Here is a 12,727-nt window from a genome sequence, read left to right on the forward strand (position 1 = left end):
CACATCGTGAACAACGCTGCAACGACGAGCACCGCCCCGGCCAACGCCGGGGCGGTGCCCGCTCCCCATGCCAAACAAGTCTTCGCCGCCATCGACATCGGCGCGTCCTCCGGTCGCGTCATGCTCGGCCGCGTCTGCCCCTCCACAGGCGCCACTCTGGAGACCGTCCACCGTTTTCCCAACGGGGTCGTGGAGCTCGACGGCGGACTCCACTGGGACTTCGACGCCCTCTTCGCCGAGGTACTCAAGGGCCTGGCGGCCGCTGCTTCGGTAGCAGCGGCGAAGGGGGAACGGATCGCCAGCATTGGGATCGATACGTGGGCGGTGGACTACGGCCTGGTCAATTCTTCGGGGAAATTAGTCTCAGTGCCCTTCAGTTACCGCGACGAGCGGAGCAGTTCCGCCGTCTCACCGGTCCACGCGGCCGTCCCCCCGGAGAAGCTCTACGCGACCACGGGATTGCAGTTCCTGCAGTTCAACACCGTGTACCAGTTGGCTGCCGAACGTTCGCTTGAAGGTGTGCAGGCACTCCTCATTCCTGACCTGATCGCCTTCCTCCTCACGGGTGTCCGTCGGACGGAGGCTACCAACGCGTCCACCACCGGGTTGTTTGACGCTGTTTCCGGCCAGTGGGCCACGGAGTTCCTCGAGGCCTTGGGACTACCGCGGGACATCTTCCCGCCGCTGATCCAGCCCGGGGAGACCTTGGGAGCCCTCCTGCCTGCGATCCGCGAGCAGACCGGGCTTCCCGAGGACACCGTCGTTGTTGCCGTGGGTTCCCACGACACCGCTTCGGCCGTCGCAGCCGTCCCCGCTCTGGACCAGGATTTCGCCTACATTTCCTCCGGCACGTGGTCCCTGGTGGGCGTGGAGCTGGATGCACCGGTGCTCACTGAAGCCAGCCGGACAGCGAACTTCACCAACGAGCGCGGCGTGGACGGAACCATCCGCTACCTCCGTAACGTCGGCGGGCTGTGGTTGCTCAGCGAATGCCAACGCACCTGGGCAGCCCAGGGCTTCAGCCAATCACTGCCTGCCCTGCTCGACGCTGCCGCGGCTTTGCCGCCGGGTGGGCCGCAGATCAACGCTGACGATCCCGCGTTCACGGCCCCGGACAACATGCCCGAACGCATCCGCGCAGCCGTGCGGCACAACGGCGACGTGCTCGGGGACCGGCCTGCCGCCGTCGTGCGTTGCATCATGGACAGCCTCGCGGCAGGTTACGCCCGCACCCTGGCCGACGCCGAACGCCTCACCGGCCGTAATACGTCCGCGGTGCACATAGTGGGCGGCGGTTCGCAGAACCGACTCCTCTGCCAACTGACTGCCGATGCAACGGGTAAGCCCGTGGTAGCCGGCCCAGTGGAGGCGACTGCGCTGGGCAATGTGCTGGTGCAGGCGCGGGCTGCCGGAGTGGTGACCGGAGGTTTGGCTGAACTGCGCTCGCTTGTCGCCTCAGGTACGGAACTGGTGCGCTACGAGATTGGTCGTCAGAGTCCCGTCACCGTATAGCGGCGCTGGATGCCGGCCGTGGCCCGGCCCCATTCGCTGGCAGCGACGCGGTCTTGGTGTGCCCTGAATGATGCGGCGTCGTCGAACAATTCATCGACCTGCCACACGCAGGGGTCCTCGGTTGCGTTCACTTGGAAGGAGACGCAGCCGGGTTCGGCGAGCGTCAATTCGACGTGGCGGGCCAGATGCTCGACGACGATCGCCGCCTCATCCAGGTCCTGGCAGACGAGTTGCCCAGTAAGACGTACTTCGGTCATGGTTCCTCCTGTTCGCGGGAAACGTGCGTGGTCGCCGGAACTTTCCAGGGGTCCTGGCGTGTTTGCCGCGACTTCACGATTCCGGCCCGGCGCGGCCACGCGCTACCCCATCACCCACGCCGCCCCCAGCAGCAGCGGCACTGCAAGGATTGACGTGGTCACGGCGGTTGATTGTGCGATCTTCTGGCCCACCCCATACCTGAGTGCATAGAGCACCACGTTCTGCCCGGTGGGGAGGATTGCGCAGGCCGTGACAACAAAGGTGCTGAAGGAATCGAGGCGGAAAACAAAGACCGCCAGCACCCACGCCATTGCCGGCTGGATCACGGATTTCAAGGCGATGGCCAGCGCCGTGGGAGCCCTCTCCCCGATCCCCTGCCCGGCGGACAATCCATGCAACGACATGCCAAAAATGATCAGCATGAGCGGCACCGCGAGTTGGGCCACAAGCCTGAGGGGATCGAGCGTCCACGACGGTAACTCGATGCCCAAAGCGCTCACAATGACACCGAGGATCGCCGCCACGGTCACGGGGTTCCTGAAAGGCGTGGCCAGGATCCGCCACACGGAAATTTTGGTGGCAGTCGGGTTCGTGAGGTCAAGGATGGTCAGGGCGATCGGTGTCACCACGGCCAGCTGGAACAACATGATCGGCACCACGTAGGTGGTGCTGCCCAGGATGTATTGGGACAGCGGGACGCCAAGGTTGGTCGAGTTCACAATGCCCGTGGCCAACGCGCCGATCGTGGTTCGCCTGACACCCCAGCGAAAGATTGCCCCCGCCAACGCAAACACCACCATGACCGCCGAGGCCGTGACCACCGAAATCAGGCCAGTGGGACTCAGCACCTCGTTGATGTGCCTGGACGCAATAGTGGAGAACATCAGGCTCGGCAAGCCCACCATGAATGTGAGCGTCGAGAGCACCTTGCTGCCCTGCGGCCCCAAGGCGTTGGTCTTGCCCAGGACGTAACCAACCAACAGGACCACGCCCACCACAAAGAAGCCTTTCAGTACTCCGTCCAAGCTTCTTGTCCTTTGATTCGGCGATGGTGGCCCCCAGCGATGGTAACCGTTTTCACGCCGCCCAGGGCCCGAACGTCTGCTACGTCACAGCGCCCGTGAAGGGTCCCACGCTAAACTGATCGCATTATGATCCGCACAATGTTCAAGTCCAAGATTCACCGCGCTACGGTGACTCACGCCGACCTCCACTACGTCGGTTCGGTCACTGTTGACCTGGACCTGCTGGACGCTGCCGACATCCTCCCCGGCGAACTCGTCTCCATTGTGGACATCACCAACGGGGCCCGACTGGAGACATACACCATTGCCGGCGAGCGCGGTTCGGGCGTGATCGGCATCAACGGCGCCGCTGCGCACCAGGTCCATGTGGGCGACCTCGTCATCCTGATCACGTACGCGCAGATGACCACGGAAGAGGCCAAGTCCTACGAGCCCAGAGTGGTCCATGTAGGTGCGGACAACCAGATCCTGCAACTCGGCAACGATCCTGCCGAGGCGCACACTCCGGGCCTGATGCGGCCGCCGCACGCCTTGAGCAACGCGGCGCACCTCAGCTGACCCAGCCACACGCATAACCACGACGGCGGCACTCACGCAGGTGCCGCCGTCGTGCTTTAACGCGGTGTCCGGATAACGGACCCTGTACCCGAAAACGCTTACTGACCCAATAAATCTGATTAGGCTGGGACGGTGACCCACCGCTTCCCTGCCAGCACGCCGCCATGATCGGTGTCCTGTCCGGGTTCTTCGTGGTGTGGGCCATCATTCTGGTGGGCATGTTCGTTGGCCGCCGCAACATTCTCGGTGAGAACGCGAGGTCGGTCCTCAGCTCGTTGACGTTTTTCGTCGCCAGCCCCGCACTGTTGTTCGAGACGCTGAGCAAGGCCAAGCTGCACGATGTGTTTGCGGCGCCCCTGCTGGTCACGGCCGTCGGGGCGACCATCACCGGGCTATTGTTCTTCCTCATCGCAAAGTTCTGGTTGAAGCGGAGCCTGCCGGAGTCGCTCATGTCCTCCATGAGTTCGTCGCTGGCCAACTCCGCGAATCTCGGCATCCCCATTGCGGTGTTTGTCCTGGGAGATGCGAGTTACGTTGCCCCGCTGCTCATTTTCCAGCTGGCCTTTTTTACCCCGCTCTACCTGATGGCCCTGGATGCGAGCACCAGCACGCACCGGACCACTCCCCTGCGCTTCCTGCTGATGATCGTGAAGAACCCGATGATTGTGGGCTCGGCTTTGGGTCTGATCGTGGCCGGCACGGGGTTCCAGGTGCCGACCCTGATCCTGGAACCGATCCACCTCATCGGTGGCGCAGCGATTCCGGCCATGCTGATGGCGTTTGGTATGAGCCTCAATGGTTCACGGCCCCTGCAGAAGTCTGAAGGCAGAAGGCTGGACACCCTCCTGGCGAGCGGCTTCAAGCTGATCGTGCACCCCTTGATCGCCTACCTGTTTGCCCGCTTCGCGTTGAACATGGACGGTCATGCCTTGTTCGCGGTGGTGGTGACCTCCGCGCTGCCCACCGCCCAGAACGTGTTCGTCGCGGCCAACCGGTATCAGGCGGGCATCACGGTGGCCAAGGACACGGTGCTCATAACGACCATCGTTGCCGTCCCCGCGATGATCGCCGTAGCTCTGCTGCTCACCTAACCGCCCCCCCTCACCCAAGTAGGTCGCATTTGTGCGCGTTTTGACGGCTCAAAACGCGCACAAATGCGACCCACTTGGGTTATTCGACGTCGGCACTCGCCAGATAGCGGTCCAGCAGTTGCGCGCAGCGAATGAAGCCCAGGTGCGAGTACGCCTGCGGATGGTTGCCGAGGTGCGTTTCCGTGCCCGGATCGTATTCCTCAGGAAGCAACCCCGTCGGCCCGAACAACGCCACGAGTTGGTTGAACAACTCCAAGGCATCGTCCAGCCGCCCCACCGCCAAGTACGCTTCGATCAGCCACGTGGTGCAGATGTGGAAGCCACCCTCCAGGCCCGGCAGGCCGTCGTCGTACCTGTAACGGAACACCGTGGGCCCGACGCGCAACTCACGCTCCACGGCAGCCACGGTATCCAGGAAGCGCTGGTCGTTCACCTCCAGAAGCCCGGACAAGCCAATGTGCAGCACCGCGGCATCAAGGTCGGGGCTGTCGTAGGCCACGGTGTACGACGCAGCGGAAGAATCCCAGCCCTCCCGCAGGACCTCGGCACGAATGGTTTCGGCTGTGGAGGACCAGTCGGCATGAGCGGCCCGCCCGTGCAGGACTGCCGCACGCAGCGCCCTGTCCAGGGTCACCCAGCACATCACCTTGCTGTACACGTGGTGCCGCGGCGGCCGGCGGGCTTCCCAGATCCCATGGTCCGGCTCGTGCCAGCGCGCGATCACTGCATGGGCCATCTGCTCCATCAGGTACCAATGCCCATCCGGCAGGTAGCCACGGCGTTCACCGAGGTCGTGGATAAGTTCGGCGATGGGACCGAACACGTCCAGCTGCACCTGGTGATCCGCAGCATTGCCAATGCGGACCGGGCGCGACCCCGCGTAACCCGGCAGGCTCTCCACAATGGCCTCGGTGGACAACGGCGCCCCCGTCACGGAGTACAGCGGGTGCAGCCACTCCGGACCCGGAGCGTTCTCCAGGATGCCTCCCAGCCAACGCAGGAAACCGTCGGCTTCAGCGGTTGATCCCAGGGATACCAGCGCGTTCACGGTCATGGCACCGTCCCGCAGCCAGCAATACCGGTAATCCCAGTTGCGCGTGCCGCCAATCCCCTCCGGCAAGGATGTGGTGGGCGCGGCAAGGACGGCGCCGGTCGGCTCATGGACGAGGGACTTCAGCACCAGCGCCGAACGCCGCACCAATGAGGTCTTGATGGTGGGCAGCTGCAGCGAGGTGACCCACTCCCGGGAGGACTGCACGACGGCGGCACGCCGCCCAGGCTCCCCGTCCAGGTCCGTGGGCAAGGACTCAGTATCCCCGCAGCGCAGGTTGAGCACGACCGGACCGGACTGGAGCTGGACCTCAGCGGTGGCCGTGGCGTGGCGGCTGTCGTTGGTGATGGTGAAGTCCACACCCGGTGCGACGAGGATGATCGGATCGGATGTTCCCACCACGTGGACCTCGTGATCCCGGATCTCCATGTTGAAGGGAGCGGTGGCGTAGTCCGGCCGCGGCGCGAATGTCACTCGTGCCGTGCCTGTTCCCGAGAGCACACGGACCAGGCTGGTGATGCCTTCGGGCGCCGGTTCAAGATAATCAGTCACCGTGACATCGGCCCAGCGGGTTTCCACAACCATGGTGTTGTCCAGATAGCGCTGGGCAAGCACCGGCGAAGGCTTGACGGGTTCGATGCTGAAATGCCCCGCCGGGTCGCCACCCAGGATGTGGGCGAACAACGATCCCGAATCAGGCAGTGGATGACTCATCCAGCAGACCTTCGCGTCCGGGGTGAGCAGCGCCGTCGACGTTCCGTTGGCAATCATCGAGTGCCGCTCCAGACCTACGGCATCTTCACCGAAGAGCCACGACCGCCGCAGTTCGAAGAGCAAAGCCAGCACCCTCGCGAACGCTTCCGGGTCCGGGATGGTGTGTCCCGCCGTCGTCATTCCCGAACCAACATGCAGGCCAAGGTCGGGGCCGCGCAGAGTGGCGAGAGCTTTTTCATCGCTTTCGGCATCGCCTGCAAAGAGGGCGGCGCTGACACCAAGCCGCTGGCGCAGCGCATCAAGGGCCTGGCCCTTGGCCGGCTCCTCCACTGTGAGGTCCAGGACGGTGCCATCGATGATGAAGTACAGCCCGTACTCGACGGCGATCTGCCGGGACTTGAAGATGACACGCTCCACGACTTCGGGTGTCGCCGGACGCGTGTGTACAGCAACCCCAACCGGCTTGCGGACGATGCTGACGCCCTTCTCGTACGCCACCGCTTCCGTGAGGGCAGTGGCCACCTGCTGGAGCAGCGTCTCGGTCGCAAGGGAGAGGTTATAGGCGTAACCCATGTCGAACTCGACACCGTGCGAGCCCACCAGGTGCACCTCGGCCGGAAGCCGCGACACCGCCGCAAGGTCACGGAGCGAGCGCCCCGAAATGATGGCGGCATGCGTGTTGGGCAACGCTGCGAGCGCCCGGAGGGCCACTGCGGCACTGTCCAGCGGAAGCGTCTCCGTGGAAACACCCTCCGCCGCGCACAGCGTGCCTCCATAGTTGCAGGCAACCAACAGGCCGGGAACCCTGGACAGGATTCTCAGGTCGGCCATCAGTTCCGGGGTAATGCCGTGGTCCTCGTGCGGACGCACGAAGGTCCGCAGCAGGCCAAGCGGCAGCGAGTTCATCAGCAGCGCGGAATCGGCGACTGACTGGTTCAACGGAGTAGGCATGGCGGATCCTTCCGAAGCGGATAGATATAGTTTCCGCCCGAAATGTTTCGCTCGTATACCTCGTAATTGCAGGGGCGTTAAATCTTTCTCAGCCCCGCCTCGGCCGCGGCCAGCGGCCCCGGCGCCCCGGGGGCCCCGCCCCTACGCCGGAACCAGCCCCGCAACCTCCGCCACCAGCTCAACGGACCGCAACCGTTCTTCGGTCCCCGTGCTCTGGTGCGCAACAATGAGTTCATCGGCGTCGGCGTGCCGGGCGAATTCCTCCAGGTAGTCCTGCACCACGTCCGGCGTCCCGACGGCCGAGAACTTCATCATCTGGGCGATGTGCTGGCCCTGCGGGGAATCCAGCACCATATCCGCTTCGTCGTCCGTGAACTCCCGGCCACCCCCGAAGAACAGGGACACCCGGGCACGCTTCACGGCCAGGTGGATGGCCTGCGCCTCAGCGTTGCTGTCTGCGGCGGTGACGTTCACGCCGGCAATAACGTACGGTTCCGACAACTGCTCGGATGGCTTGAAATCCCGGCGGTAGATGGCCACGGCGTCACGCAGGGCAGCGGGCGCGAAGTGTGAGGCGAAGGCGTACGGAAGCCCCAACTGGGCAGCGAGCTGTGCGCCGAAAAGGGAGGAACCCAGGATGTAGAGCGGCACGTTGGTGCCCTTGCCCGGCGTCGCCTCCACGCCCTGGATGCGCGTGGGACCGGTGAGGTAGCCCTGGAGTTCGAGGACGTCCTGCGGGAAGCTGTCCGAGGAGGTGTGGTCGCGGCGCAGTGCCCGCATGGTGTTCTGGTCACTGCCGGGAGCGCGTCCCAGACCCAGGTCGATGCGGCCCGGATGCAGGGTTTCCAGCGTGCCGAACTGCTCGGCGATGGTCAGCGGCGAGTGGTTCGGCAGCATGATGCCTCCCGCGCCGAGCCGGATGCTGTTGGTGTGCGCAGCGACGTGGGCGATCAGGACGCTGGTCGCAGAAGAAGCGATCGCGGACATGTTGTGGTGCTCGGCGTACCAGACCCGCCGGTAGCCCAGCTCCTCCGCTTTCCGGGCCATGGCCACACTGCCTGCGAGGCTTTCCGCCACTGTCTGGCCTTTTCCGATGGTTGCCAGGTCGAGGATGGAAAGAGGAACAGTCACGTGGATGCCGGCCTTTCGGTGAGGTTTTGCGCCTGCCCGGGTTGTTCAGCGGCGCTTAAGCGACAACGACGGCGACCCCCGGCTTATTTCTGTGAGTTGCGTCGCGCTCCGCCAAGGGTAGAGGTATATGACCCATTTCGACGTCCGATGAACCGTTGTGAACCCCTGTATCCCAGCGTGTCAGGACGCTTTGACCGGCTTCGCGGCCCTGCCGGATAGTTGCAGCCACAAGTACGCATCGGACTTTCAAGAAGGCAAACCAAAAGGGGAAACCATGGCACGTTTTGCAGCCAAAACCGGCGTCACTGCGGCGCTGGCCGCAACCGCTCTCTTAGGCCTCGCGGCCTGCTCCGACCCGGGCGCAACGGCGGCAACCGCCCCGCAGGGATCGGCAAGCGCGAACGCCGCTTCGAGCTCGACCACCAAGGAATTCAACCTCACTCCGGAGCAGAACCGGGTCAAGGTCAGTGTTGATTCCGCAGCGGCTGCCCAAGTCCCGGAAGCCATCAAGGCCGACGGCAAGTTGACGGTGGTCACCACGGGCGGTGCCGCCCCGTTGAGCCTCTTCGCAACGGACAACAAGACCTTGATCGGCAGCGAAGTGGACATCGCCTACGCCGTCGGCGAGACCCTCGGCCTTCAGGTGGAGGTCCTGCCCGTCGCATGGGCCGACTGGCCGTTGGGGATCGAGTCAGCCAAGTACGAGGCCGTCCTGTCCAACGTCACCGTGACGGAGGCCCGCAAGGAAAAGTTCGACTTTGCCACCTACCGCAACGACCTCCTGGGCTTCTACGCCAAGAGCGACTCTGACATCGGCGAGATCAAGGAAGCCAAGGACGTAGCGGGGAAGCGCATCATCGTCGGTTCCGGCACCAACCAGGAAGCAATCCTGGTCCGCTGGGATGAGGCAAACAAGAAGAACGGCCTGAAGCCGGTTGAGTTCCAGTACTACGACGACGATTCCGCCTCCAGCCTGGCACTCCAGTCCGGTCGCGCGGACCTCACCTTCGGCCCGAACGCTTCTGCTGCCTACAAGGCCGCGAAGGACGGAAAAACCAAGCAGGTGGGCACCCTGGAGGGCGGCTGGCCGCTGAAGGCCGAAATCGCCTTCACCACCAAGAAGGGCAACGGTCTGGCAGTGGCAGCCCAGACGGCACTGAACAAGCTCATCAAGGATGGCAGCTACGCCCAGATCCTGGACCGCTGGGGCCTCTCCTCCGAGGCCATTCCCACGTCCGAATTGAACCCGGCAGGCCTGCCCAAGAAGTAGGCGCCGTAACCGGGCAGGGCAGACCTGCCGACGTGGAATCCCCGCCGGACACCACCTGGCGGGGATTCTTTGTGCCCGGCCCACCGTGTCGCGTCCCCCTACCCAAGTGGGTCGCAGTTAAGCGCGTTTTGGGCGCTCAAAACGCGCTTAACTGCGACCCAGTTGGGTGCTTAGAGGTGGGCGGGGTCTGTGTTCGCGCCGCAAAGTACGACGGCGACCGTCTCACCTTGGTGCGGAGCGTAGTCGCCCGTAAGCAGCGCGGCATACGCAGTTGCCGCGCCGTGTTCCACCACGATCCGGCGGTCTTCCCACAGCTTGCGGCGGGCTTGGACAATGGCTTCGTCGCTGACCAGCAAGCTGTGAACGCCGGTTCTTTTGGCCACGCCGAAACCGATCTCGCCGATCCTCCGGGCTCCCAGCGAATCGGCGGCAATACCCGAAACCGGAACGTCCACGGGTTCTCCCTGTGCAAGGGCAGTATGCAGCGTCGGTACTGTCTCCGGTTCGACGCCCACCACTGTCGCCCTGCCTTCGACAGCTGCCGCAATGCCGCCCATCAATCCGCCGCCGCCAACAGCAACGAGGACCGTGTCGACGTCGGGCAGTTCATCCAAAAGCTCAAGCCCCACGCCGCCGGCGCCCGCCACGATCTCCGGCTGGTCATAGGCGTGGCAGTAGATGGCGCCCTTCTCCTCGGCGAAAGCGACGGCCGCAGCATAGGCCTCGGCGTACTCGGCGCCACCTTGGACTACCCGGGCTCCGATTGCGTATAGCTTGTGCACCTTGTTGGCCGGAGCGGATGTGGGAACAAAGACGGTGGCCGGAACACCCAGTTTGGCTGCGGCGTATGCGTTGGCCAGGCCTGCGTTGCCGCCGGAAGCAACCACCACCCCGATCTCCGGATTCAGCTGCCCGTTTTCCCGTGCCGTGAGGAGCCGGTTGAAAGCACCCCGGGCCTTGAACGAGCCTGTGTGCTGCATGTACTCGAGCTTGAACCACAGGTGGTAGGGCTCCTGGTTGCCGCTTTCTGCAACCGGCGTATGGCGCACCCACCCCGACGTCCTCGAGTATGCGGCTTCCACCTCTTCGCGCGTGACCATGAGCGGGCCCCTTTCGTCCGTTTCATCCTACGGTCAGCATCGCTTCATGAGGTCCGGAGGCACGCATCACCAGGGCGGAGGGACCAGGTCATAGGCAGGATCAGGCTTCGGGAATCACCATCGCAAAGCGCTCCGGCCGGGCTACGTCCGGGTCGGGACCGTTCCGTACGCCGCGGTCGAGGGCGTCGATGGCAGCGAGTTCCCCCGCGGCGAGTTGGAAGTCGAAAACATCAAAGTTTCCTGCAATGCGCCCAGGATTGGTGGATTTCGGAATGGCCGAGCGGCCTTGCTGCAAGTGCCAGCGGATCATGACCTGCGCCGGCGTCTTGCCGTGCTCCCGGGCGATCGCCGCGACCACGGGATCCTCCATCACGTTCCGGCGTTCTTCTCCCCAGCCCGGGTAGAAGGTGATGCCGCCGATCGGCGACCAGGCCTGGGTGAGAATGCCGTGCTCAGTGTCCGCCGCCTGGACTTCCGGCTGGGTGAAGTAGGGGTGCAGTTCGATCTGGTTCACTGCGGGAACGATCTCTGTGGAGGCGAGCAACTCCTTCAGATGATGTGGCATAAAGTTGCTGACACCAATGGCACGGACCCGCCCCTCGAACAGCAGCCGCTCCAGCGCTTTGTAGGCCGAGATCGTTTTCTCGAAACGGTCCGGGGCAGGTTGGTGCAGGATGAACAGGTCCAGGTACTCCACATCGAGCTTGCCCACGGCTTTGTCCCAGGCGTGCAGTGTCTCGTTGTAGCCGTAGTCACTGACCCAGACCTTGGTTTCGATGAAGACCTCCGCGCGGCCCAGACCCGACGCCCGGATGCCTTCGCCCACTTCCCGTTCGTTGCCGTAGGCCGCCGCTGTGTCGATGTGCCGGTAACCGGCCGCGAGCGCTGCCTCGACGGCCGCCGTCGTTTCTTCCGGAGCGCTTTGGAAGACGCCCAAGCCGAGGGCAGGCATGGTGATTCCGTTGTTGAGGATTAGTTCGTTGGTCATGCATCCAACGCTATGGCGGCCAACCGGCGGCAGGGAGTGCACGCCATTACCTCCCTCCATCATGCGGCGCAGCGTAGCGTTGCAGTCATGACTCACAGTGACGACGTGCGGAAGTTCCTGACCTCGCGGCGTGCGCGCATCACGCCGGAGGCCGCGGGGCTGCCTGCCTACGGTGGGAACCGGCGTGTGACCGGACTTCGCCGCGAGGAAGTGGCAATGCTCGCAGGCATGAGCATCGACTACTACATCCGGCTCGAGCGCGGAAACCTCTCGGGCGCTTCGGACAGCGTCCTGGAGGCGCTCGGCCGCGCTTTACAGCTTGACGACGCCGAGACGGCCCACCTTTTCGATCTGGCCCGGGCTGCTTCCGCAGCACCGCGGATACGCCGCAAAAGGAGCCCGCGGACAGTCCGCCCCAGCGTCCAACGCGTCATTGATGCGATCACGACGGCGCCGGCCTGGGTCCGTAATGACCGCGGCGATGTCCTGGCTTCCAATGAGCTCGGCGCAGCGCTGTATATGGACTTGATGGCCGAGGAAACAGCTCCGCCAAACAGCGCCCGGTTTACCTTCCTGAACCCCAAAGCGCGGGAGTTCTTTGCCGATTGGGAACGCAGCGCGGACGACATCGTGGCCGTACTGCGTTCCACCGCCGGGAAAAACCCCTACGACAAGGACCTGACGGACCTGATCGGTGAACTCTCCACCAGGAGCGAAGAGTTCAGGACCCGATGGGCGCGGCACGATGTGAAGTACCACCGGACGGGACGCAAGCGGCTCCATCACCCGATTGTCGGTGACCTGGACCTGAGCTTCGAAGCGCTTGAGCTCCCGGCAGATCCGGGATTGCGGATCAACGTGTACACGGCTGACCCGGCCACGCCCTCGGAGGATGCGCTCAAGGTACTGGCAAGTTGGGTGGCCACGCACAAAGAGGCCCCGGTTCATAACAACCCGGTCCGGGACAAGCCGGTTCAGGGGAAGGGCTGATGGACTGATTCCGGAGGATCCCGGGACCTACTGCCCATACCCCGGCTGCTGGGGTACGCTCAGCAAAGACCCACGCACTATCGATGCT

11 protein-coding genes are annotated in these 12,727 nt (G+C 64.2%); 5 read left to right on the plus strand and 6 right to left on the minus strand.

The features are described from left to right. Positions 1 to 6 precede the first annotated feature (6 nt). Positions 7 to 1,512 carry a rhamnulokinase gene (locus tag ACPFL9_RS18680; RefSeq protein WP_426004461.1) on the plus strand — a complete coding sequence of 502 codons (1,506 nt, stop codon included), beginning with the start codon at positions 7 to 9 and terminating at the stop codon, positions 1,510 to 1,512. Here ACPFL9_RS18680 and ACPFL9_RS18685 read toward each other — a convergent pair. Then, positions 1,491 to 1,769 carry a putative quinol monooxygenase gene (locus ACPFL9_RS18685; protein ID WP_426004463.1) on the minus strand — a complete coding sequence of 93 codons (279 nt, stop codon included), beginning with the start codon at positions 1,767 to 1,769 and terminating at the stop codon, positions 1,491 to 1,493. The genes ACPFL9_RS18680 and ACPFL9_RS18685 overlap by 22 nt on opposite strands. Before the next feature lie 102 nt (positions 1,770 to 1,871). Continuing rightward, complete coding sequence (locus ACPFL9_RS18690) at positions 1,872 to 2,795, minus strand: AEC family transporter (protein WP_426004464.1); 924 nt, start codon at positions 2,793 to 2,795, stop codon at positions 1,872 to 1,874. 126 nt (positions 2,796 to 2,921) lie between these two features. Here ACPFL9_RS18690 and panD point away from each other — a divergent pair, with 126 nt between their 5' ends. Both panD and ACPFL9_RS18700 read left to right on the plus strand, forming a co-directional pair. Then, positions 2,922 to 3,353, plus strand: coding sequence for an aspartate 1-decarboxylase (gene panD / locus ACPFL9_RS18695; RefSeq protein WP_426004465.1), 432 nt, complete (start codon positions 2,922 to 2,924; stop codon positions 3,351 to 3,353). A 164-nt stretch (positions 3,354 to 3,517) separates the two neighbouring features. After that, entirely contained in the window at positions 3,518 to 4,444 is a 927-nt protein-coding gene (locus ACPFL9_RS18700; RefSeq protein WP_426004466.1) for an AEC family transporter, read from the plus strand. A gap of 79 nt (positions 4,445 to 4,523) precedes the next feature. On the opposite strand, the gene ACPFL9_RS18705 is transcribed toward ACPFL9_RS18700, so the two are convergent. Together ACPFL9_RS18705 and ACPFL9_RS18710 are read right to left on the minus strand one after the other, a co-directional pair. Continuing rightward, positions 4,524 to 7,160: a trehalase-like domain-containing protein gene (locus ACPFL9_RS18705; protein ID WP_426004467.1), complete on the minus strand. Its 2,637-nt coding sequence runs from the start codon at positions 7,158 to 7,160 to the stop codon at positions 4,524 to 4,526. Between the two features lie 141 nt (positions 7,161 to 7,301). Continuing rightward, positions 7,302 to 8,291, minus strand: a complete 990-nt coding sequence (locus ACPFL9_RS18710) for an LLM class flavin-dependent oxidoreductase (RefSeq protein ID WP_426004468.1) — start codon at positions 8,289 to 8,291, stop codon at positions 7,302 to 7,304. Positions 8,292 to 8,565: 274 nt separating this feature from the next. Between ACPFL9_RS18710 and ACPFL9_RS18715 the strand changes: the two genes are divergently transcribed. Next, positions 8,566 to 9,561: an ABC transporter substrate-binding protein gene (locus ACPFL9_RS18715; RefSeq protein WP_426004469.1), complete on the plus strand. Its 996-nt coding sequence runs from the start codon at positions 8,566 to 8,568 to the stop codon at positions 9,559 to 9,561. Between the two features lie 170 nt (positions 9,562 to 9,731). On the opposite strand, the gene ACPFL9_RS18720 is transcribed toward ACPFL9_RS18715, so the two are convergent. Beyond that, positions 9,732 to 10,661, minus strand: coding sequence for a threonine/serine dehydratase (locus tag ACPFL9_RS18720; protein WP_426004470.1), 930 nt, complete (start codon positions 10,659 to 10,661; stop codon positions 9,732 to 9,734). Between the two features lie 100 nt (positions 10,662 to 10,761). Then, positions 10,762 to 11,649 carry an aldo/keto reductase gene (locus tag ACPFL9_RS18725; RefSeq protein ID WP_426004471.1) on the minus strand — a complete coding sequence of 296 codons (888 nt, stop codon included), beginning with the start codon at positions 11,647 to 11,649 and terminating at the stop codon, positions 10,762 to 10,764. An 87-nt stretch (positions 11,650 to 11,736) separates the two neighbouring features. Between ACPFL9_RS18725 and ACPFL9_RS18730 the strand changes: the two genes are divergently transcribed. After that, a complete protein-coding gene (locus tag ACPFL9_RS18730; protein ID WP_426004473.1) occupies positions 11,737 to 12,639 on the plus strand; it encodes a helix-turn-helix transcriptional regulator in 903 nt (300 codons plus the stop codon). The last annotated feature ends 88 nt before the right edge of the window (positions 12,640 to 12,727 follow it).

Source organism: Paenarthrobacter sp. NyZ202 (assembly GCF_049860755.1).
Classification (GTDB): domain Bacteria; phylum Actinomycetota; class Actinomycetes; order Actinomycetales; family Micrococcaceae; genus Arthrobacter.